Origin of the sequence: Parabacteroides sp. AF17-3 (genome assembly GCF_003635445.1) — a bacterium.
GTDB classification, from domain to species: Bacteria; Bacteroidota; Bacteroidia; order Bacteroidales; family Tannerellaceae; genus Parabacteroides; species Parabacteroides goldsteinii.
Window position 1 is genome coordinate 36,192 of the sequence record NZ_QTMM01000014.1, and the last position, 24,777, is coordinate 60,968.

Here is a 24,777-nt window from a genome sequence, read left to right on the forward strand (position 1 = left end):
GAAGCCAAATCATCAAATTCATTAATCACACAAAGATAAAGACAATCCGGAAGAGAAAGAATACAAATATCTTTAATTCACATACAAAATCACATAAAGGGGCTCTTTACATAATAATCCGGGAAGTGAGTGCCTTTACGAGAAACAATGTTTCCGGGGAGATAACCCACTGTCGACCTCCCGGAAACATTGTAAATTCCACTTCGTCGGTGGGTCAGGTCCTCAGAAACATTGTAAATTCCATTTCGTCGGCGGGTCAAGTCCCCAGAAACATTGTAAATTCCATTTCGACGGTGGGTCAGGTCCCCGGAAACATTGTTTCCGGCATTTCAACCATTTATTTACCGGGTCATAATAATAAAGCGATGCCACTTATGAAAATCCTTTATTACAGAAGGATAGTTTCATAAGTGGCATCGCTTTATCTTACAGATAGATTACCAGGAAAGTTTTATAAACTTATTCTCCCAGGGTACAAAGTCTGTTGTTGCATTTCCGGCAATCGGGTCTCCCACTACATCACAAACAGTGACTTTCGTAAAGTTGACCTTATCGGAAGTAACGGCAAATTTAGCCGGTTTTCCTGCAATCTCGCGCAACTGAAGCATCACGGCGTTTTCTCCTTCAACAGGTTTCATATTCACCAGCAACAAATTGTCGGATGAGATATTGAACACGGAAGCAGGAGATACGACTTTGCTTCCCTTCGCTCCCGCCGGCAATACGCGGGTCAGGAACGGGATGCGGTTCTCCCAGGCAAAACGGGTGGCATAACCAATCGAGTTGTCTTTGCTTGAATTGATAAAGTAACTCCATTGCAGTTCACCCATCTGGTCGGCATTGAAATTGGTTACCCAATAGTTGTTCATCGGCCAGGAATACATATTGGTGGATTGGGGAACGGCACCGGCTTTATAGCGTCCGGTGTTGATTGCCCCGAACTGCATCAACGGTATTTCAGGACTGCCCATCACGACCTGCGATTCGCTGTTACGCGCCGTAGCAAAGTTCTGGACGGTGTACCAGTCGTTCGATGAACCGGGAATCTGGTCTACACCCGCTTCGATCGTTCCGCCGGGAACATCCAGGAATATCTTTCCCTGATTCACCTCAAACGGGAACGAGATATAGACAGCTTCGGGATCGGTAATGGCTTTTTTACGCAGACGGTAAACAATATCGATCTTCTTTGTCACATTGAATACACGGAACTCGACCATCAGGTTGTTCGGTTCACGACCGGCAACGGTCTCGCCACGGAAACGATACGTATCCCAGATCGCTCCCTTTTCGTAACGCTCGAAACGGATCCGTTCGGGACGACGGCGAAGGAATTGCGGTGCGCGGTACTGTTCCATCGGATGACGGCTGTCGATGATCTCGTAGATAAATTCGCCCAGTTCCCACTCGGCATTCGGGGTGGTCAGTTCCTTGTTCAGTTCCTTGTCGAACAATTTACTGATGGTTCCCTTGCGAGTATTGAAGTCGATGGCGTACCAGGGATTCTCGACATGAGCATTCTCCAATTTATCTGCCAATTGCACGGCAGGACGAGGCTCGTCTTTTACCTTTATATAATATTGGGCATACCCAAAGGCAGGTACGTCTTTCACGTAAAGCGACCAGTAAGTACCGTCCGAACGGCTTTCCGCCGGTTGCGCAGGAATGATATTCCCGGAGGCATCCACTATTTCGAAGGCTTTTTCGCGAGGTAATATCTGGTGATCGATATACACTTTAGCTATACCGCTATATGTCCAGTTCAACGTATTGAAGACAGCCACCGAGGGATATTCGGCTTTCGGCACGAAAGACTGCAACAATCCCATCGTCACTTCTCCCAGCAAACCGGAATGACGGTAAGCCTCCCAGGCATACGATTGTTTCAGGGAACGCTGCTCCCAGGTTTCCTTGCAATAGGCATTACGGACGCTTTCGCTGTAACCGAATGTATGTTCATCATAAAACAGCAGGGCCTTGTTGATGTCGTCTATCTGGTTACCGATCTGGGCAGGAAGTTTGGCTCCCAGCATACCGGCAAAAGACAGACCTGCCTGGTTAGCGATAATGTCCGAATGAGTGATACGGGAAATAGCCGCTTCACGGGCACCGGAAGCAAAACCGTCTGTCCACCAGTCAGGCCATGCGCCACGGATAGTCTGTATCTTATCGGCATAGTTCGTCTCTACATCTTTGATAAACTCGCTGGCAACTGCCGTGCGGAGTTTGGGCCATTCGTATTTCTCATTCCACTTCATCAGCATCTCGCAACTCTTTGTCGAAGGGGGCGAATTATCGGTAAAATAACCGGAGTGCTGGGCGGCAACGATATCGTACGGATAGTTCTTGGCTTCCATTTCACCCAGATAATTCAGGACGCGTTCTTCGAACTGCTCGAAGTTATCGGTGTGGATACCGAAGAAGTTTCCCTGGTTGTAATGTTCGGCACGATAAGTCAACACCTTTTTTCCGGAAGGAGACTGCCACCAGAATACGGTCGGTATGTCGAAACATATCAGGGCACGATGACCGTGTGTTCCCATATTGACATATTTCACACCTGCATCGGCAAAAAATTCAGTGAAGCACCAGCCGATACCGTTCACATCGTTCTGCATAGCGACTTCCGCTTTCATTCCAGCTTCACGGAAAGCCTTCAACGGGTAAAGGGAGGCGGCCAATGTCTGTTCGTCGGGCAATTCGTCGAAGTTCAGATACATGGCAGCCAGTTCGATGCGTCCTTCGGCTACCCGCTTTTTCAGGCGGGCGATCTGTTCGGCAGGGCGGCATTTCAGGTATTCGCTGACAGCCCAGGCGATTTCGCAGGTCCAGCGGAACTTGGCAAAGTCGGGGTAATTATCGGTAGCATCGCAATAGTCGAGCGCATAGTCGATGTAGCGGAGATGTTCTGCCAGGATTTCGGTTTGCGAACGGGTGTAACCGATATCGGTATGCGTATGCTGCACCATATTCATCTGCCAGTGACGGACAGGTTTTACTTCCACCCGGGTAGATTCTTGTTCCTTACCGACAGTTACTGTCAGAGGCAACTGCACGGTAGACTGTACCTGCGGTATCTCAAAAAAGAAGGGATTCGGCCCGTCATTCAATTTCACTTTCCGGGACTGATCGCCCAGGGTAATCGTTGCATTGGCGGAGGCTCCTTCGTGTTTTACCGTAACCCGTACTTTCTGTACCGGTCCTTTCGCTGTTTTATACAAAGCGGGAAAGAGATGCGTCTCGATCCCCGGCGGAGCGGTCGAAGCGCTCCAGGCAAAGGATGACAGGACAAACAATGCCAGCCCTGTCAGGAATAAGGTTTTAAGCGTTTTCATAAGCATCTATTTTTTATCGATTCTAAAAGAGATTATACAAATATAAAGGATGCAAAGCAGGAGGATGGACAATCCGGCAACCTGTCCGAAACCATCGGCTACAATTCCCATCAACGGCGTTATCAGGGCACCACCGGATACTCCCATAATCATCAGAGCGGATATTTCATTTGCCCGTTCCGGCTTGTGCTGAAGGGCGTATGAGAAGATGATCGAAAAGACATTCGCACACGCCAACCCTACAATAACGATCATAACAAACATGCTCCACATATCCGGAACCAGCAACAACAAGACAAATGCTGCTATCGCAACAAACATACTATATTTCAGGAAGCGGGCACCGGAGAGTTTCGCCAGCAGGAAAGCTCCGGCAAACGAACCAATCGTACGGGCGGCAAAATAAAGGCTGGTACCCAGTCCGGCTTCGGAAACGGGCATACCTGTCCGTTCCATCAGCAACTTGGGGATAGTAGTGTTCAAGCCGACATCTATACCGACAATAAAAAGGATCCCCAGGAACAGGGATACGATATATTTATCCTTGAACAGGGATAAGGTGGTAGCAAAGGTAGCCCCGGCCTCTTCCAGCTTTTCCTTTCCCGGGATCGTGGAGATCAGCCAGATCGTAGAGATCAGTGTCGTTACTGCGTAAACAAGGAATATCAATTTCCAGTCACCCCAGAAAGAGGCAGCCGCCCCGGCAATGATCGGGCCGAGGAAAGAGGAAATCGACTTGATAAATTGCCCCAGAGTCAGGACACTCGTAATACGGTCCGGACTAACTACATTAGCCACCATCGGATTCAGGGAAACCTGTAAAATAGTATTACCGATCCCCAATAAGGCAAAGGCCAGCAGGATGCAGGCAAAGTCATAAAAGAACAGAGGCAGCAACATCGCCAGAGCTGTAACAGCCAACGCGATGACCACCGTGTTACGTCGTCCGAGCTTTCCCATCATAACTCCTGTCGGAATAGAAAACAGGGCGAACCAAAGGAAAACCATCATCGGAATCAGGTTTGCCAATGTATCGGACAGGGAGAAGTCTACCTTTACATAGTTGGTTGCTATGCCGACAACATCAGCGAAACCCATCACAAAGAAACCGAAGAGGATGGGATAAATGGCTTTCGAATTTTGTTTATTCATGGTATGTATTGTTTTTTCAATAATCATTATATGTATCTACCGGCTGATTCCCCATATCCAGTTCCAGACGTCCTCCCGCTGCAATTGTTTCAAAAGGAATGCGGGTAGTTGGATAGACTTTACCATTCAGACGGTACTGCTGAACGTAATAGTTTTCTTTGCTGTTGTTCTTTGCTTCGATAACAAATTCTTTTCCTTTATAATATGTATTATTCAGCTGAATCGTTATTTTATCGAATACAGGGCTGCCCAAAGCAAAAGAAGGTTGCGGGTCTGTCAGTCCTTTGACATCGAACAGTCCCAGGGAAGCGATCGCATACCAGGCACCCAACTGTCCCTGGTCTTCATCCTGCCCGTAACCGTAACCATGAATACCATCCGTTCCATAGAACTCGTCCAGAATGGCACGTACCCATTTCTGGGTCAGCGAAGGACGTCCCGCCTCGTTGAACAGCCAGGAGATATGGAGGCAAGGTTGGTTGCCATGATTATACAAAGTTTGCAGACCGGCAAAGGCTCCGACCTCCGTACCACCGCTGAAGATCAGCTCGCGGGAAACAGTAAAGATACTGTCGAGACGCTGATTGAAAACATCGGCTCCGACTTTGCCGACCAGGCCTGCCGCATCATGCGGCACATAGAACGTGTACTGCCAGGCATTTCCTTCCTGGAAACCGCGCCACACCTGCATCGGGTTGAAGTTATCAATGAAACTTCCATCAGCCTTCTTCGGATGAACAAAATTAGTGGACGGATCATAGATACGTTCCCAGCCTTTCGACAACCACATCAGTTTATCATAGTCGTCAGTCTTACCCAATTTCTTTGCCCATTGAGCGACTGCCCAGGCACTGTAAGAATATTCTAATGTATGGGAAGCGGAGAACATAAAGGCCTCGTCGGGACCATTACCATTTTCCAGATGGGGGACATATCCGTATTCAAGGAACTTATCCGTATCGACCTTTCCGGCCCCCAACGGACGGTTCGTACCGTCGAGTTCATTTTTAATAGAAGCCTCATAAGCCAGGTCGACATCGAAATCACGGATACCGCACTGATAAGCCCCGGCCAGAATCGTAGTCAGCAGGTTGGTCCCTACCCCCGATACATAACGGCTATTGGCCAAGCCATCCGCCAACCATCCGGCATCTTTGTAGACCAGCAAATGACTGCTGATATAATCGGATGCATATTCAGGATAAGCCAAAATCCAAACTTGCGAAAGATTCCATTGCGCTCCCCAGGCAGCATCGGTATTATAAAGGTTATGGGCAGGCTTGCCATTTTCCAGAGGTATCAGCCCTACACTACCGTCGTTGCGGGGATAAGCTCCGTTTACATCGCTGGCAAGGCCGCGTCCCAGCAGGGCATGGTAAAGGCCGGTATAGAATTTCACCTTATCTTCTTTGACCGGTGTCTCTACCCGGATGCGTCCGAGGTAGTCTTCCCACTGCCGGTGAGCCGCCTCTTTCGCCTCGTCAAAGGTAAGCGTGCGGGCTTCCGTATCACGGTTCAGACGAGCATTTTCCACAGAGGTATATGACAGGCCGACCTTGGCAGTAATGCTTTCTCCTTCCGCAGTCTTATAGGTGAGATATAAACCCGAACCGACTCCGGAAACCTGTTTTGCATCCGGCTGTACCTTTTCACCGATGAAGGTGCCGTATCCGGAAGGCTGTTTATCCAACTGGGCAGAAAAATACAACGGCACTGTTGCGCCCGGCTGGTATTTCTTTACATATTCCGGCAAGGTAATCACCCAGCCTTCAACCGTCCCGTCATCGTTCAACGTGACGGAGGCATCCTTCACAGCACCACTTTCACCCTGCCGGTTACCTATATCGAACAGGATACGGCTTTCTTCGGAAGCAGGGAACGTATAACGCTGAAAAGCCACACGAGGAGTGGCTGTCAGTTCTGCCCGGATATGGTAGTCTTGCAGATTCACAGAATAATAACCGGCAGTGGCAATCTCTTCCGAATGATCGAAACGGGAACGGTAACCGCTTCCGGTCGAATCATTCACGGCACCGGGGACTGTCTTCAACTCACCCACCGTCGGCATCAGGACGATACCACCCACCTGAAACTCGTGGAGACAGGGAAAACCTTCAATGGAAGTATCGCGATAGTCATAGCCGGTTGCTTCCCAGCCGGAGTTATTCCCCAAATGGGCGTTTGTCGATGGAGCAGGTTTCGCCATACCGAAAGGCATCGCACCGGGGGTGAAATGGAACCAGCGGCAATGTGCCGTCCCGATACGCGGTTCCACATATTGGGACAGGTTCTCCGCAACCGCCTTCTCTTCTTTCACCGGCGAGCAGGAAACAACCAACAAGCCTGTCAGAAGGGTGAGAACCGGAGTTATTAAACAGTTTGTATTCATGGCGTATTTATTTTTACATTCTTATAAATGATTCAAGGCATATACATAAGCACCCAAAGCGACCGAACGGCTGGCACCCTGCTTACTTATCATGACACCGATGCGTTTACAAGGGTCGTAATCCACCTGGCGGTCTGAACCGGGAACAGGTATCTTCACCGCTTCCCCTCGGGCAAACCGGTTGAAGTCCGCTTCGTCATCCAAATTGAATGCTTTGCTTTGCAGACGGCTGAAACGGCTTCCGTCCATCATACCGGTCTCGCTGTTCATCTCATCAAGCAAGGCAGGCATGAAATATTTGGCAGCACCGGTCAGTCCTCCGCCAATCACGACCAGACCGTCGATCAAAGTGATGGCCTGCGCTATGGCATCCCCGGCCATTTCCCCCAATTCGGCAAAGGCACGGCGGGCGGCATCCTGATTTCCGGGACGGGTACCTTCGGCGATATCGAAAATATCTTTCGGAGTCAAAGCGGAAGTGTCGCCGGAAAGCTCGCGATAGACATGCTGCACGGCTCGGATACTGACACTTTCCTCTACGATATATTGCTGGTGTTTCTTGTTGCGAAAGCACCAGATATCGCCTCCGGCCGCATTGTCTCCCATCAGCAGGTCACCGTTTATCACAACTCCGGCACCAAAACCGGTACCGAGTGTTACGCCGAGCAGATTTTTATAACGCTTAATGCTTCCCGCCTTTTCCAGACGAAGATTTACCTCCGGCAATGCGCCGGTAAGCGCTTCGCCATAAGCAAAAAGGTCGCCGTCATTATTGATGAAGACAGGGATGCCGAACTTTTCTTCCAGGTACGGGCCCAACGCTACGCCTCCGCGGAAAGAAGGAAAGTTCGGCAGATTACCGATAATACCGGCCGGATAATCAGCTGGTCCGGGAAAAGCAAAACTGATGGCAACCGGGGCTTCCGTCAGTTGTTCGCGAATCCGGGAAAAACCTGTGGCCAATTGCCCCAGGCACTGTTCCAGATTACAGGCACAAGAGGGCAACGTTATAGGAGTCACTATCTCATTTCCCCCACGGATAGCCGAAAAGACCAGGTTGGTCCCTCCGGCATCAAGGGTCATTACTATGCGGTTATCGTTATACATTATATATATGTGTGTTTAATTGATATTCGATTATTATCCTTTCGTCCGTACATAAGCCTTGATCGTTCCGCAGGTTTTTCCTTCTGAAATGCCATACGGGCGGATCGTGTAATCACCGACTACGGCCGGTACGATAAATGTCTCGGCATAATGAACGATAAACGGTTCGAACGCATTTACCGGACTTTCCACGATCAGTTCATCTCCTTCTATCACATTAAAAACGTTGACTCCCCCACCTGTATTGTGCGGCACTGTGCCGGTAAACCAGTGGCGGCGGGTTTCGATAAACTCATTTTCATGCAGACCGGTACGTTCTTCTACCCAACCTTCGCCTTCGGCACGCGGTTCGAAATGGTTGACCAACTGGTCGCGTACAAACTCCGTCTGCCGTTCCCATTGTATCACATGCGAACCGTGGGTGATGTTGATAGGACGCGGTTTGCCGTCCAACCCCAGGCGTCCCCAGTCCCATAACTTGAATGTGAAAAGGCTCGGGGTAGCACTGATCTCCAGTACCATCGCATTAGAACCGGAGCAATGGATAGTGCCGTTCGGGATCAGATAATGATCATGTTTCTTGGCCGGCCATTTGTTTACGTACTTCTCCGTATCGAACGGCTTACCCGATACCTGAGCTTCATTCAATGCGTCGATCATCTCATCCGGGTTCACGCCCGTTTTCAGACCGAGGTAAACGGTTGCATCCTCTCCGGCATCCAACAGATAATAACTTTCGTCCTGTGTATAATAGATGCCAAACGTATCACGGATATACTGGGTAGTCGGGTGTACCTGCAAACTGAGGTTGCCCCCTCCCATCGTATCCAGGAAGTCGAAACGGATCGGGAAATCCTGTCCGAAGCGCGATTCGACCGGGCCTCCCAACAGGTTACGGGTTTGATAAAATACAAGATTATTAGAGGCCATCTCAAACAGTTCGCCTTCTACTTTCAGGTACAGGCTGTTCTCTTCGGGCACGCAGTCGAAGCACCAGCCGAAGTTTGCCTGCTCCTTATCGAGGTCGCAGACTTCCTTCATCCACTGGCCTCCCCAGGGGGCCGGGTCGAAGAAAGGAACCACACGGAACGGTTTACGGGCTGTCTTTTCCAGTCCGGCACGCAGGGTTTCGCCGGTTATCATTTTAGGCATACCGGGGATATGAGTGTCCAGCCAGTAATCGGCTTTCGGTAACAGTTGTTTTTTCAGGGCGTCACAGACATTCCAGTCAATGAAATATCCGCGTTTGTAATGGAGCGAAGGTGCTTCCTCCCGATTTCTTACTCCCAAGCCGTCGATCTTTCCCTGGCGGAAACGTTGTTGTATCTCCCAACGTGCCATATCGACATAGATCAGTACATCGGCTTCGGGGACAACCTCTGCCGCAGCATGCCCGTAAACGATTACCAGTCCGGTCGCAGCTTTTATCTTTTCCCGGCATTCTTTTACTTTGTCCGCATCCAGGAAGTCTGCATAGTAAAACGGGGCACGGCGTCCAAAAAGGCGATCGTCTGTCAGATAAGGACGCGTCATCTTCTCAATATCTTCTACGCCTTTAAAACATTGATCCGAATGAATCATCAAAGAAGGATGCAATGTTGCCAGGTGTTCAGCCAGTTCTTCCGGGTATACACCATGATAACATTCAATGACAACGACCTTTCGTGCCAACTCTTCCGGGACGTTGCATACGTCCTTCAACTTATCCAGAACAGACTCCCAACCTTTCCAAAGAGCCCCGTCGACGGTTGTCGAGGGGCTTTTATCGTAATTACTTTTTCTCATTTGTATGATATTTTATTATTTATTCTCTTCCGACCATTGATTGAACATCTCGATAGCTTTCGCCAGTACCCCGGCCGAGCCTTTGAAATGACCGGAACCGCTGGGTACGCCACCTTTGCCGTACCATTCATAAAATCCCTGGTTCTTTATGACGCGGTCAATCATCGGACGCACTTCTTCGTAGGCTTCCTTCACCATGCCGTTGGCAATAAGCTGCTGGATCATACGGCCGCCGAACCAGGTCCAGTCTCCCCCATTCTGATAAATATAGGGTTTGGACATTCCACCACGGAAGAACCCTTCCGGATAAGTAGGATACAACGTAAGACCGATACTCGGCATACCGGACAGGCGGACATTCTCCAACATCTGCGCATTGACAACGGCTATTTCTTCGGGAGACAACAGGCCGGCTTCTATCGCGATGGCGGTTCCTCCGTGATAATGCACATCCAGTTCGTTAAAGCCTTCCGGTATCGGAGATTTCTCCAGGTAGATATGGGGAATAAACTTCTGACGCTGTTCATCCCAGAGATGTTTGCGGGTATTCGCTGTGATATGCTGGCGAAGTTCTTTCCAGCGGGTCTTATCCACATTATCCGCAGTCATCTCCTGCATAAAGTCGAGGGCGATGATAAACATGGCATTGTCGTAGACATCGATCGCGGGGTCCGACAATTCATTCATATCGCAGCCGAAATCGTCGTTGGGTTGCACGTCGCCCCAGTCTGCCGTCATGGCTCCGTAGAGAAGGCCATATTGTTCGCTATAACGTTCCTTCATCAGATAGTCGATCATTCCGACCATACGGTCGTAGACGGTGCGGCCGGCTACCACTTCATTCAGGATAGAGGTGTCGCCGGTCTTGCGGATATACTTTCCTACGATATGGATCAGGGAAGATTCCTGGTCGGTTTCGACTGTATTCTTGAAAGCGACATGGTCGGGCGCGGCATCGGAATAATAAGGATGATCGTCACCCCAGTTGAAGTCTGTTTTCAGGACATATCCGTCTATCATCTCGTCGTTTGGCTGTTGCAGGGCAAAAAACAGCAGGATAGCATTGCGCAGATCGGACGGGTTGCTTTCTTCGCAGGCCACTTCAATAAAGGTATTCATATCGCGCGCCCATATCTGGGAGTAACCGCTTCCGGCATTAAAACCGCTACGGATTACGGCACGGGCCATACTGTCGACGGTATGAAAACTTTGGTCGGCCAGGATATCCCCGGCTAACTGTTGAGTTGCTGTAGGCGCTGTACAGGATAGAAGTCCGCTACAAAACAAAGCAAAGAGTAAGTGTTTTTTCTTCATGAATCAGTTGTATTTATCCACGGCAAAGATAAAAAGGTTACTTCTGAATAAAACAAGCATTTGTTTCGATGTAGTTGGACTATCTTACGATTTGGAAGTTCGGGAATGCCGGTTAAACGGTGAAAGTTGCCTTCCTAGACCTAGGGAATGAACTTTAAACGGTGAAAAGTCATTTCTTAGACCTAAGAAGTCTACTTTAAACGTTTGAAACACGTCTTTTAGGCCTAAAAGATAAACTTTCACCATTTAAAAGCCACTTTTTAGGCCTAAGAAGTCCACTTTAAACAGTTAACCGGGATTTCTTAGGCCTAAAAGACTTTTTTTTCACTCTACAACCACTTCTTTCCCTTCGGTATTCGCCCGTACCAAATTATCGTACATGGCTTCGCAATAAACCGGGGGCAGATAGAAACGTCCCGGATAAACGGCACAGAGGTTGATCTTTACCGTCACCTGGCGGCCGGAAGGCAGATAGTCGATGTAACTATACACCTTGTCGTCGCGAATATCCTGATAATTTATGCCTGTGGCCGTCTTGTCCGTCGCCCCGTCGTTCAGGAAGCGGGTGTTCAGGATTTCCCAGCCGGCAGGGAATATTTCCGTCAATACCAGGTTGTTTATGCCACGGGCGGTAGGATTCTTGACCGTCACCACGGCTATGAAATTCGTTCCCTGCTGCATGTCGGCTATATTCACAGCCCGGCCGTTCTGGTCGGTGTAGCTGACGGCCAGCGACAGGCCGTTCGCATAGGCTTCTTCCTTGCCCTGTTCCGGGATACCTTCGGTAATGATGCGGGCGAACAAGGTCGATGTTCCGGTGTTCTTTAGTTCTACGGAAGCGGATGCCCCTGCCTTTTCCAGCAAGGTTTCCGTCCATACGTTCTTGGCGGAGCTGACTTTGTCATTCTTTCCGGCGCAGGAATAGGTGAAATCCATCGATCCACCCACCTTGTATTTTGCCATGTATTCGGAGAGGGATACCAGGGCAAAGGCCGTGGATTGCGTACTCAGCCAATCGTCCGACGAAAGCTCTTTCGAGATGTCACGGGTGAGCAGGGCGGCTTCCTTACCGTCTCCGAGCAGGGTGAGCGTCATCAGGCGGATGGCCTGGTCGCGCAGGTCGCTGCCGAATGTAAGGTCGTAGTCCGAATAATCTGTTTTCAGCTCCGTAGTCTTTTCGATCAGGTTCTTTGCCACGTCGCTACGGCCGATCAAGGCATAGGCGGAGGCAAGCAGCCAGCGGCTCATCGGTTGCAACGATTTATTTTCTTTCAGGCGGTTCATGGCGCCTACTTCCGGCGTCTGTCCCAAAGCGAGGACATAGAGGCGATAGGCTTGCGTCATCTCTTCCGAACGGGAATAATAGGAGTTGACGGGCTTCCAGTCGCGTGCCACACGACGAAGGTTATTCAGGACATTCCGTTTCATGCCGTCGGGCACCAGATATCCTTTCGTCTCGGCAGAAAGCAGGAAGTGGGTGGCATAGACCGTTCCCCAGGCATTGCTGCTGGTTCCGCCGGGCCAGTAAGAGAATGCACCGTCTACCGTCTGGTAAGAACGCAAGCGGCGGATGACTTCCTTAACGGCGTTTCCGGTCGTTGTCTGCTGTGCCTTCGACAAAGCGGCAAATTCACCGACATACAATTGCGGGAAACCTTTGGAGGTGATCTGTTCGACGCATCCGTGCGGATAACCGATCAGGTATGACAGGCGGGAAGACAGGTTCAAAGGCGGCACGTCGGATACTTCGAGTGTCAACGAATTGGTGCCTTTCATTCCCGGCATCTGAACCGTTTCTTTCCAGGACTTGCCGGCTTCCAGGGTGACAGGCAATACCTTCACCTGCGGACGGGAGACTGAACGTATCTCGATATCCGTCGTGTAAACCGACTTATCGCCTTTGCCCGATGCAGTGATCGTTACGCGTCCGGCTCCCGGCTGGTCTTTCACCTTGATACGGAACGAGGCTTGCTTGTCGCTCTTCTCCGTAAAGTTCAATTGCTGGGTGGCTGATCCCACAACTTCCATATTATCGGAACAACTGATCGAGACATTGACATTTCCGACACCGTTCTCGGTGGCAAATACGGTGGCGGGGACAACCATCTCTTCACCGACACCGATCACACGGGGCAACGTTCCGAGCAACATCACAGGCTTGCGCACGAAAACGCTCTTGTCGGCATTTCCGTAGGCTTCACCGTTGCCGGCTACGACCATGACCTTCACCCGACCGTTATAGTTCGGCATCCGGTAGGAATGACGCTGCTTCTCCCCTTTCTTCAGCAGGAACGGGCCGTCGAACATGACAACCGGCTTGAAACGGTTCACAATGGCTTTCGGTCCCTTGTTAAGGGCATCGTCGCCACCGATGCTGAACAATTGTTCGATACGTCCGCCGTAAGCGCCGACTACGAAGTTATACATATCCCAGGTGCTTACGCCCAGGGCTTCGCGGGCATTGAACGCCTTCCAGGGTTCAGGGGTGCGGAAACGGGTCAGGTCGAGCAGGCCTTCGTCCACAATGGCTAAGGTATAGGCCATTTCGCGGCCGTCCTTTTCGGAAACGGTTACCTCATAATTGGCTTCCGGCTTGATCTCGTTCGGTATGCTGATCTGGGGATATAAATGACTTTCCGGAGAGGTCACCGTGAACGGGACAACGCCGTACATACGGATCGGCAAATCGTTTTTCGTGATTCCGTGAGGCTGCAACAACGTTACATAGACGTAGGCGTTCGGCTGCATCTCTTTGGTCACGTCCAGTTTGATTACGGTCTGTTGGTCGTCACAGGTATGTTCGGTGACGGACAGTACCTTCGTGCCGTTTTCTATGCTGACAACGGCACGGCTTCCTTTGGCTGAAGGGATGGTGATAACCAGTTTCTCGCCCGGCTGGTAATTATCCTTATCCGTCTTGAAGGTCAGCATGCTGGCCGATTCACTGCCGTCGGCATTCCTCCGTCCCTCATTATAAGGCCAGTCAAAATAACTCATGACACCGGTCGAATGCTTGCTATCCTTATCCTTCACGGAAATAAAGTAAGTGCCCCACTCTTCGTTGCTGAACGATAAGCTAAAAGTTCCACGCCCGTTCTCCCCGGTGCGAACTGTCATATTTTTGACGGGTTTGTTATAGGAGTCGGAGACATAGTTTGCCAGGCTACTGTTGTCGGAACTCCACCACCAGTACCAATACACTTTATAGACCTGTACCTCCAGTTCCGTATTGGCCTGCGGGTTGCCCAGGTAATCGGCCGAAGCGACTTCGTAGGTGTAATTGCTTCCCGTATTGAGTTGTTCGCGTGTCTGCTGCGGCGACTTGATACCGGCATAACGCTTATAAGGCGAATACAACATCCGGTTGGCATCGATACTGAAATCGCCCGACTCTTCGTACACACGGGTAACGAAGTTTGCCATCAGCATACCCGGAGCCGTCGAACCAATCTCAAACTTCGCCTGCACAAGGGCGTCTCCCTTCTCGTCGGTCGTTCCGGAAATCAGTTTGCTCTCTTCGCTGTTAAACACTTTCGAAGGATCATCGAAATAGAAACCTTTAAATCCGCTGAAAGTGGTCGGTGTAGAGATAAAGGTTCCCTGAATATCGTATTTAAGATTCCTTGCCGTTGCTCCCTGCAACCACTCCGTATGCAGACGTGCGTTCAGTGGTTCGCCGCGCAATAATGTCTTTTCGGGCATGGACAGATCGATCTTCAGACGGTTCGGTTTGATGGATTCCACACGCAGGCGTTTGGTGAAGCTGACGCCTCCCACGTTTACAGTTACATTCCAGGCGCCTGTCGGTGCATCCGGTTCCGTCGGCATGGCAAACGAATACACACCCAGTTCTCCCCGGGTCTGTGTCTTACGCAGATATAATTGTCCCAACGGGTTATACAGTTCCATTACCACCGGATGGTTGGCGGGAAGTTTTTTGGCACGGTCGTTCAGCATAAAACTCAGGAACAAGGTATCGCCCGGACGCCAGACGCCCCGGTCACCATAGATAAATCCTTTAATGCCTTTCTGTACGACCTCGCCGGAGACATCGAAAGAGCTTAACGACAAAGCCGATCCGCCATCCACACGCAGGTAAGAGCGTTCATTTCCCAAAGAGGCGATCAGATAGAAAGGCTTGCCTGAAGTTATCTTCAGACGGGTCTGTCCCTGGCTGTCTGTAATACCCGATGCCAGTTGCTGGTTCTGGTAGTTGTAAGCTGCAACATTGACACCATTCTCCGGATGAGTCGTCATCAGGTTATGCACCAGGACTGTCATTTCATTATCCTCACCTGCCATTGCTATCAGGCCGAGGTTGGTTGCCAGCACGTTCTTGCCTTCTACCTTATTATAATAGTAACTGTTCGAACAGGGGTCATTCCGTTCGTTGTAATTATAATCACTCCAATCGAAATCACCATTATAATAATAGTATCCGCCATTATCGAAACGCGAACTTTCCTCTTTGAATTTGATTTCATCTTCAGCAAGCAATTGTTCGCGGGAGACTTTCACGGAATCATCGCAGGGATAGGCCGACAGATCTTTATTGAAAGAAAGTTCAACACGATAAATGGCACCAGGTTCAGGCTCCATCATTTGTTTCATATCGATAGCATAGGTATTCCATTGGGTAAGATCGCTGCCGTCTTCATCCAGGAAGATCGTCTTACGTGCGACCAGACGGCCCACACGCATCAGGTCCGAAGTCCCGTCCAGATTATTCACTTGGAGGAACTGGCCGATATTCTGCTCCAATATCTTTATCACACGTACCACAACGCCACGAAGATAAACGGCCTGGAAAGGTACGAGCAATTGAGTGGATTGCGGTATAATAACTCCCTGCCCGACAAACCTGACATCCGGCAGAAGGCTGCTGATCTCGACCTGGCGGGTAATATCTTCTTTCAGAGTAAGGCCGTTCTTACTGCGTATCTGATGGTTCAGATGTACATTCATAACTCCCGTACGTTGAGCATCGGGATATAAACGCAGACGGTTCCCCTCCACATTCACCGTCTCGGAGGTATTCCCGGCGATAAAGACCAATCCCTGCATATCCTGCGAAGAATCCAGCTCTTTAGAGAACGTCACTTCCACATACCGTTCCGGTTCCGTCACATAAGTCACGTCATAAACCTCAAAATCGTTCATATCCGGGATACTTACGGATAGCAGCTTATCTTCGGCAACGCCCAGTTTATTCGGGGCAACGGAAAGGGTAAGCGTACGGCTTCCGTCGGTTCCGGCCTGTACATTCTGCAAGGTAACCTGATGTTTTTTACCATCGGGGCTGTGTTGCCATATGGCATCTGTCTTTTCTGAGATGCGGACCAACGATTCAACTGTTTCCGGCGCTTCCTTATCGGGCGTCAGCAAAGTACACAGCACATCATAACCATTCTCGTTCTTCTTGTTGATCTCCATCGATTCCAGATTGGCACGCAACGCCATAGGGAAAGTAGAAAAGCCGAAGGTAAACTGCTTGTCCTTGCCTGTCACGTCAAACCATTCGGAAAGGTCGGCCGTCAGCTTGTAGGAGGTATTCCGGTCAAACTCTTTTGCAGGTTTGAAAACGATAGTCCGGTTATTCTCAAAAGAGAACTCTCCGGCTATATCCGGTTTGATGCGGACCAGCTTCGACAACCGGTCGCTCTGTAATTTATCCTGTGGTATATCCTGATTGAATATCAGATACACCGGTGTATACCTGGATATTTTACCCGAGGTAAACGCTTCCACATGCGGGTTAAAAGGCAACTCTCCCGTCTCGCCTTCGCTACTCTTTGAAGTACAACTGCCCAACAGGCACAACAAATAGCATAAACACATCAAATAAAGATACCTTGCCATATTTCTTCCAATTAACGGTTACTACTTATTCAAGATCAAAAGCAAACATCAGCACATCTACTTATTTCACAAATATAAAGAATTATATTCTACGATAGAACGTATTCCACCTGATCTTTCATTTTTTATCCTTATCTTTGTAATAACTATAACAATGGAAAGTATGGCAACTAAAACATTACATAGAGCAGAGATCATAGTAGATGAAAATATCGTGACTGTTTATATAGTATCAGCTTTAGGGCATTATGACGATAAATAAAACCTGGATAATATCTATTTTGCTGTTTATCCTGTTTCTTTGGGGAGGGATGTACCTGCTGGTTCCCCGTACCCTGTTCCCCGTATCTTACTCGACATTACTTTACTCTTCGGAGGGTAACCTGCTGGAGGCGAGGATTGCACCGGACGGGCAATGGCGGTTTCCGGCGACCGATTCTCTGCCGGATAAATTCATTACCTGCCTGACTACTTATGAAGACCGTTATTTCTTTTATCATCCGGGGATAGACGCGGCGGCCATTCTGCGTGCCGCCTATCTGAATGTCCGGTACCACCGCGTCGTCAGCGGAGGAAGTACACTGACCATGCAGCTGGCACGCCTCGCCCGGGGAAACCGGGATCGTACCGTGTACGAAAAAAGTATCGAGATGTGCTGGGCGCTCTTCCTGGAAACGACCCATAGTAAAAAGGAAATACTCAACCTGTATGCTTCCCATGCCCCCTTCGGAGGGAACGTTGTCGGCATCGAGACAGCGGCCTGGCGTTACTTTGGACGCAGCGCTTCCGATCTCTCATGGGCGGAAAGTGCCACACTGGCCGTACTACCCAACTCTCCCGCCCTTATCCATCCGGGCAGGAACCGGAAACAACTGAAAACAAAACGCGACAAACTCCTGCACACGCTGAAGGAAAGAAATATCATCGACAATACCGAATACGAACTATCCTGCATGGAACCTCTGCCGGAAGCCCCGGTGCCCTTGCCCAACGAAGCTCCTCATCTGCTGGAACGGCTGGCCGCCGGCACACCGGGAATACGTATCACCTCATCGGTACAGTATTCCTTGCAGAAACAAACCCAGGAACTCGTCAACCGTTATGCCCGGGAATACAGCAGTTCCAACCATATCCATAACCTGGCTGCCCTTATCGCCGACGTGGAAACCGGAGAAATCCTGGCCTATGCTGGAAATGCCACCTTCCAGGCCGACGAAAAACGGGGAAACCAGGTCGATATCATCACTTCCCCCCGTAGCACGGGGAGCATCCTGAAACCTTTCCTTTATGCCGGCATGCTGCACGACGGACAGATACTCCCTTCCACCCTCGTATCAGATGTACCTCTGAACATCAACGGTTTTATGCCGCAGAACTATAACAAGACATTTAACGGTGCCGTCCCTGCCCACCGGGCAATCGAACGTTCGCTGAACGTACCTCTGGTCCGCATGTTGTCGCAATATAATACCGGCCGTTTCATGACCTTACTGAAGACATTAGGTATGACCTCCCTCCGTTTCTCGGAAGAACATTACGGAGCGTCCCTGATTCTGGGAGGCGCAGAAGGTACTTTATGGGATATATCCGGAATGTATGCCTCCCTGTCCCGGGTTCTCACCCATTACCGTCCTTACAACGGACGATATAATCCGCAGGATATTCATCCGTTGACACCATTCCCCAACAAAGAAAAAGAACCCATACAATCAATCACAGACAAGCGACTTACCGATAAGCCATTATTATCAGCCGCCTCCATCTGGTTTACTTACGAAGCCATGTCCGCCCTCAACCGCCCGGAAGAAGAAGCCGACTGGCAACAATTCGAATCGATGAAGCAGATCGCCTGGAAGACCGGGACCAGTTACGGAGGACGCGATGCCTGGGCTATCGGGACTACTCCCCGCTATGTCGTCGGCGTATGGGTGGGAAATGCGTCTGGCGAAGGTCGCCCGGGCCTGACAGGAGTAGGAAATGCAGCCCCTGTCCTCTTCGACCTCTTCTCACTGTTACCCGGCAGCAGTTGGTTCGATATGCCTTACGACGAACTGGAACAGGCGGCGATCTGTCGTAACAGCGGACACAAAGCCTCCCGGATCTGTGACCAGACGGACACATTATATATCCCCCGTTCCGGCATCAACACCCCGGTATGTCCTTACCACAAACTCGTCCATCTATCGGCAGACGGACGTTTTCGTGTAAACAGTTCCTGCGAGTCTGTCGACCGGATGATCACCCGTCCCTGGTTCGTGCTCCCGCCTTCACAGGAATATTATTACCGTAACTACCATATCGACTACATTCCCCTCCCTCCCATCAAACCGGGATGCGAACAAGCACAAAGCCGGCAGATCGAACTGATCTACCCGGAACACAACGCCATCTTATACTTACCGAAAGGATTCTCCGGCAAACAGGAGAAGTTTATCTTCAAAGCCGCTCATGCCCGTCCCGACGCCACCATCTACTGGCATCTCGACGACACGTACCTTGGAGAAACAACAGACAACCACCAGATCGCCTGCACAGTGGAGTCCGGTAAACACATGCTCACTCTGATCGACAACTGGGGTAATCAGCGTAAGATACTTTTCGAGGTGAAATAGTTATTCTTTTCCTATGTCGAAAGGTTCAAAATAAATGATATAATAAACAAAGTCCTTTACCCCGTACTTTTCCGACCACTCTTTAGGATTAACCTTCGCAAAACGTAATCCACAATAATCAATACCGGTTACAGGTTTCAACTTAAATATTGCTTTACGACTGATATTTTCTTGCCAGATATCTCCAAGTACTAATAAATAAGCCTCCCCCGACTACCACCAATATCAAAACCCGATAGTCCGTTGCGCGATGTTCTTTCTGTGTAAGTGATCTTTCTTCCGTATATGCGGACCTGGATTGTTGTGTAGTAGTTTTGGTTGTAAGGCTGTCGGTTTGGTGGGTGGTATGGAGAAGACGGGCGAAGGTGATGCTTTGCAGGGGTTGCCTGCCGGACGTGTCTGGCGGAAGATAGATGATTTGCTTTAATTCCCAAGATAAAGAGTCGTGAAGGGCTGAATGTTGTTGAAGTAACAGGCTGTCGCTACGGATGAAAACGACGGAATCGCTGTAACCGTACTGTTCAGATTGGCGTATGTTCCTTCTTAATCCGCAGCCCGGAAACAAACAAATAACACAAATCATATAAACAAGTACCTGCATCCGGTTCCTTCCGAACTGCTTTAAGGAAAGATGCAGGAAACGGCGGCGTTTGTATAAGATAGCCTGGTCGAAAGGGAGGCCGGAGTTTTGCAGAGCTGCCAGTAGTTGCTCCGGTCCCTCTGCCACATAACAATCAGCAGCCTCCCCTTTCCGATGCTGGCTGGCAACAACACCGCCGGCAAGACGGTTCACGGCATCGCTACGGTATCCGCTAAGGATCGCAACAGGGGATTTGTAAAACTTCCGTAAAGGTTCCAGCAAATAAGTAACCAGATGATTCAAAGCCGTCTTTGCTGCGGCAGGAGGCGTGTTGTCGAGTGCATTTTCTACCGCGATACGGCTGTAGGTAAACTCTTCCAATGCGGGATCGATCCAGAATCCGCTGAAGAGAAGGACAATCCCGCTCATTGTGAGCAGGATTGCAATAATCAACTGAACCGTCAACCGTTTCATAACCTTACATATTGAACCGCCGATCTTCAATACTCAATTACTCAATCTCCGGTCTGTCACCGCCACTTCCGCCACCATTATCTTCCGCCTTATCATCAAGCACAATCTTCTCGAAACTCGTCCGACTTTTAGCTACGCGCAACGCCTTTCCCGGGAAGAAACGAACCTTCGGCTCGCGGATCATGTTCGTTGCAAAACTCTTTTCATCCGGCACCCCTTCCGACCCGAAGTTATAGCGGAAATGTCCCAGGTCTCCCACCTGTACTCTTCGTCCGTGTTGCATATGGCGAACCAGCACAACGACCGTACGGTCGATCACCGCCTTTACCCCGGCACTGCCCACTCCCGAACTGTCGGCAACCTCTTCCACAAATTCATCAAAAGGAACATAATCGCCACAAACCATCTGTGCATAAATTTTCTCCGGAACTTCTTCCTGATCCGGCCCCATGTTCTTTCTCGTAACCAGCTTAAACTTCATTGCCATAATAATTAATGTATTAAATGAATAATGTATGAATTGTATGTCCGCTATCGGAGCACATAACAAAGATAGGACAGCAACCAAACGGGTATTCTGCCGGAATACGAAAATCACTCACCCGAAAAGAGGAATTCCCCCGGGCAAAAACCTGTATATTGACTAAAACTTATTTTCTCCCGCATATTCCGGCAGACAATTATGGCCGTTATTTATACTTATTTAGAATTAAACGGTATATGTCCCGCTCCATCCTGCAAATCACCAACAGTTATTAACAAGTCGATATCATCGACGGTCACAAATTTGGTGCGCAGGCAATCTCCGATGTATTCCACCGAACAAGGGAAAGGGAAGACCAGCAGAAAACAGAAGGCAACATCCAGATAACACGGAGATCCCCCATTCTTCCGCCCTTCCAGCAAGGCTATTACACGCAAGATCAAATGAGGATTCTTCAGTTGAAAAGTCATTTCACCCAGAATCGTATCCTGATGTAAGGAATCCAGGGTTTCTGTCCGGTAGCGGCTGAACAGGGAGAGAAGAAAATCACGGTAATACGGTGGCAATTCATTCCAGTCACAAAAGGCGGCTTCGCGTACCGCCTTTAAAACTCTGACCTGCTTTTCTGAAGGCAATTGGTTGAATTTATAGATGAACTTATTTACGGAAGGCTTCTCGCTTCCGAAGATATCTTTCAGATTATTCCACATTATTATATATATTCGCAAAAAGCTGGCTCATACCTTATCAGTTTTGAATGTTACTTTTCTCTTGAAAGAAAAGTAACCAAAAGTTCAAGGCTCAACCGGCTTCACTGGTCCGGTGAAAGACTCCACTCGAAAATCCGAAACTCGCTACGCTCAAACAACGGATTTTCTTTACCGTTCCGTCTTTCACCTACGCGGACGTTCACCCGCTTAGGCCTTTCCAAGGAAGCTATGCTTCCTCTTAAGATGGCCGACACCGATACTTATAAAACAAAAACTTTCGGATTTAACAGGTAGTATCAGCAATCCCAAGAGAACGCAAAGCGTTCTATGAAAGGCCTCAACTGATGAGCGTTAAACGAAGCATCCGTAGAGAGCGCCCAGAGGCTGTGCTGTTTGAGCGCAGCGAGTTCACAGACGACAGCGAACGTAGGATGCGAAGTAGCGAAGCAGGTGTAGCCTTGATCTTTTGCCTACTTTTCCATCAAGGGAAAAGTAGGTTCAATTATTTCTAGTTTCGAGCCTCATTATTTTCTACAAAATTAGTTATTGCTTTTTATTCAATGCATCCAGCAGAAACTTTCCCGGACGGAATTTGACGCTGATGCGCGGAGGGATGGTGACGGGTACTCCTGTTTTCGGGTTGCGACCGTCACGCAAGGTCTGATGCCAGGGTTTCAGGGTACCGAACCCCTGGAGGTTGATGGAATTGCCATTCGACAGTTGCTCTGTAAATACATCTATAACAGTATTCAACAACCCGGCTGCTTCTGTCTGCGTGCATCCACACGCTTCCTGGATGGCACGGGCCAGTTCGATCTTATTCATATATTTATTGCGTTTATTTGATTTTTACACAACGGACTCCCATACCATCGGAGTGTCTGCGGCTTTGGTCAAACATAGTATTATCCCAATTCGCATTACCAGCCCCATAAGTTTTAGCCCAATTACTTCCCTTACTGCTTCCATTCTCAGAAGTCCAGTATATTCCTTGCGCTCCAACACCACTAGGCACTCCTGTCGAGATCTGCCTATAGCCAATATAAGGCCAAAACAGACCTTCGATTCCTTTAATATAAAAACCATTCCCGGAAGCATTTGAAGCATAATGATAAGATACATCACCAGATCCCGGCCTTGCTCCAGCCGGTGGAACACACCACCCTGCCGGACAGGGATCGAAAAAGGTTTTTATCGACGACCACAAATCACCTTTCGCTGACATACCATACCATATACATTCATTGCTTGTATTAACAGGTGTACCTGATGCAGCCCCTCCATTCGTAAAGAATGTAAGCGGATTCTGCATCACATTATCAAACATATCTCCGACTGTATTCACATAAGCCTGATCAAACTGTTTTGCAGTAGTTTCGACCCTCTCCCCATTCGCATCATACGTAGGTGTCAGGGTATTTGCTGTAAACGTATTTGCCGGAACAAACGGATCCTTTCTTCCCCACTGGTAATTCATACCGAAGTTTGTAACATTTGTCCGTTCATTAGATAACGCACCGGGCCCTCTGTCCATCCAGATATAGTCTTTAAACTTATAAACATACCCATTATCAACTTCGGCACTGGTTCCCTCCATAGAATAGTCTGCCTTTGCCACCGAATAATCCGTTATCCAGATATGCCAACTCCATAGTATTCTATTATTCCCGTCATACGCTGCAACCAATGCATTTCCTGACTTATTATCTATAGCCAAACGTATTTCTCCGCTGGAAATCAGGTAATAGATATTCCTTATCAATCCCGGTTCCGTTTGCCAGACTAATCCGACGTGGTCGATCTTACTTTGCTCTTTTGTTCCCATCCGGCCGGCATACGTCCATCCGGTCGATGAAACATCAATCCCCGCAGCTGCATACGGATTAAAAGTCAGAATAGAACCGGGTGCTGTCATATAGCAATTTGCTCCGGGTAGCGACTCTGCCGTCTGCGATGCCACCCGGTCGTCGTTGTTACCTATCCCTTTTAAGGTCAATCCTACATTATATACATGGTTACTTTCCAGATTAAAATCATTGATCGCATCTGCTCCCGGATAAAAGCGGTAAAAGACTTTATAATCTTTATTATCACTACTCTGATGATACCTGCCTTCCAGTAAAATATAAGTACAATAATTATCAGGAACACTCACCGCGCCTTTATTGGCCGCACTACCACCGGTATTCTTACCCTTCCCCCGTTTGTTTTCAGGTATATACCAGACATATCCCTTCTCTATCTCTTTTAAAACCGGATCAAGATCGGAAAAACCGACAACAATATCCGTTGTTGCCGATGCCGGTTCAAGCATCATCGCCTTGGGAACAGACAGTAATTGCAACCACACCGGCTCGAAGGTATCCCCCTCCGGCAATCCATCCGCGTTATAAGTAAAACGAATTTTGGCAAATCGGCGGGTCAGCGTCGCCTTTATCGGTGTCCCGCCTACCAACGTCGAACGACAGGCTCCGGTCATTACAATTCCTCCCGACAAACCACCCTCCCGGCTGATTGTCAGTATTTTTTCTTCCAACTCACCCAGCGTTCCCACAAAATTGGCAAACACATCACCGGCATTACAGATAAAATAAAGATACTGACTTCCCTTCGAAGGCGGTTGCATCAGGCCGATAGACAAACTGGTCAGATTCAACTTACCATTGAATGTGCGGATCACAATCGATTCGTCTGTCGCGTCTCCGTTCCCGTCAAACTGTATCACCGTCAGGTCATTTACCACCGTCTCTTCTGCCGTTGTGCCTTCTCCATTGATAAGCGTATTATCCGCCCGCGTAGCCGGTTCGCCTACCAGCGGTTCGATCTGCAAACAACAGGTTACCTCTATGCTGTTGCGGTCATCCGTTTCCGTCCGTCTGCCGTCCTCCACACAACCGGTTACAACACCCCAACCGACGACCTGTAAAAACAATATTCCGATCAACCGGGTTCTATTTGTCTTCTTTCTATCCATTC

Annotated in this window: 13 protein-coding genes; 1 reads left to right on the top strand and 12 read right to left on the bottom strand. The window is 49.2% G+C overall.

Going from position 1 to position 24,777, the window contains the following annotated elements; translation table 11 throughout:
* Window positions 1-437 precede the first annotated feature (437 nt).
* From DWW91_RS18260 to DWW91_RS18290, 7 genes are all read right to left on the bottom strand, one after another.
* Window positions 438-3,335, bottom strand: coding sequence for a glycoside hydrolase family 38 C-terminal domain-containing protein (locus tag DWW91_RS18260; protein ID WP_122328618.1), 2,898 nt, complete (start codon window positions 3,333-3,335; stop codon window positions 438-440).
* A 6-nt stretch (window positions 3,336-3,341) separates the two neighbouring features.
* Entirely contained in the window at window positions 3,342-4,487 is a 1,146-nt protein-coding gene (locus DWW91_RS18265; RefSeq protein ID WP_010802781.1) for a sugar MFS transporter, read from the bottom strand.
* A 16-nt stretch (window positions 4,488-4,503) separates the two neighbouring features.
* Window positions 4,504-6,876, bottom strand: coding sequence for a GH92 family glycosyl hydrolase (locus DWW91_RS18270; RefSeq protein WP_122328536.1), 2,373 nt, complete (start codon window positions 6,874-6,876; stop codon window positions 4,504-4,506).
* A gap of 21 nt (window positions 6,877-6,897) precedes the next feature.
* A complete protein-coding gene (locus DWW91_RS18275) occupies window positions 6,898-7,986 on the bottom strand; it encodes an ROK family protein (protein ID WP_122328537.1) in 1,089 nt (362 codons plus the stop codon).
* Window positions 7,987-8,016: 30 nt separating this feature from the next.
* A complete protein-coding gene (locus DWW91_RS18280) occupies window positions 8,017-9,768 on the bottom strand; it encodes a class I mannose-6-phosphate isomerase (RefSeq protein ID WP_122328538.1) in 1,752 nt (583 codons plus the stop codon).
* 15 nt (window positions 9,769-9,783) lie between these two features.
* Window positions 9,784-11,082 carry a GH36-type glycosyl hydrolase domain-containing protein gene (locus tag DWW91_RS18285; RefSeq protein WP_122328539.1) on the bottom strand — a complete coding sequence of 433 codons (1,299 nt, stop codon included), beginning with the start codon at window positions 11,080-11,082 and terminating at the stop codon, window positions 9,784-9,786.
* Window positions 11,083-11,406: 324 nt separating this feature from the next.
* The gene (locus DWW91_RS18290; protein ID WP_122328540.1) at window positions 11,407-16,941 is read right to left on the bottom strand and encodes an alpha-2-macroglobulin; all 5,535 of its coding nucleotides are present in this window, start codon (window positions 16,939-16,941) and stop codon (window positions 11,407-11,409) included.
* A gap of 311 nt (window positions 16,942-17,252) precedes the next feature.
* Here DWW91_RS18290 and pbpC point away from each other — a divergent pair, with 311 nt between their 5' ends.
* Entirely contained in the window at window positions 17,253-19,553 is a 2,301-nt protein-coding gene (gene pbpC / locus DWW91_RS18295) for a penicillin-binding protein 1C (RefSeq protein ID WP_199722607.1), read from the top strand.
* 154 nt (window positions 19,554-19,707) lie between these two features.
* On the opposite strand, the gene DWW91_RS18300 is transcribed toward pbpC, so the two are convergent.
* From DWW91_RS18300 to DWW91_RS18320, 5 genes are all read right to left on the bottom strand, one after another.
* Window positions 19,708-20,607 (bottom strand): D-Ala-D-Ala carboxypeptidase family metallohydrolase, encoded by a 900-nt coding sequence (locus DWW91_RS18300; RefSeq protein WP_007658108.1) that lies wholly within the window; start codon window positions 20,605-20,607, stop codon window positions 19,708-19,710.
* 37 nt (window positions 20,608-20,644) lie between these two features.
* Complete coding sequence (locus tag DWW91_RS18305) at window positions 20,645-21,094, bottom strand: HU family DNA-binding protein (RefSeq protein ID WP_044214359.1); 450 nt, start codon at window positions 21,092-21,094, stop codon at window positions 20,645-20,647.
* A 212-nt stretch (window positions 21,095-21,306) separates the two neighbouring features.
* On the bottom strand, window positions 21,307-21,801 hold the full coding sequence (locus DWW91_RS18310; RefSeq protein ID WP_122328541.1) for a hypothetical protein: 495 nt from the start codon (window positions 21,799-21,801) through the stop codon (window positions 21,307-21,309).
* Window positions 21,802-22,344: 543 nt separating this feature from the next.
* Complete coding sequence (locus tag DWW91_RS18315; RefSeq protein ID WP_122328542.1) at window positions 22,345-22,626, bottom strand: HU family DNA-binding protein; 282 nt, start codon at window positions 22,624-22,626, stop codon at window positions 22,345-22,347.
* A gap of 13 nt (window positions 22,627-22,639) precedes the next feature.
* The gene (locus DWW91_RS18320; RefSeq protein ID WP_158599464.1) at window positions 22,640-24,775 is read right to left on the bottom strand and encodes a DUF4906 domain-containing protein; all 2,136 of its coding nucleotides are present in this window, start codon (window positions 24,773-24,775) and stop codon (window positions 22,640-22,642) included.
* Between the last annotated feature and the right edge of the window lie 2 nt (window positions 24,776-24,777).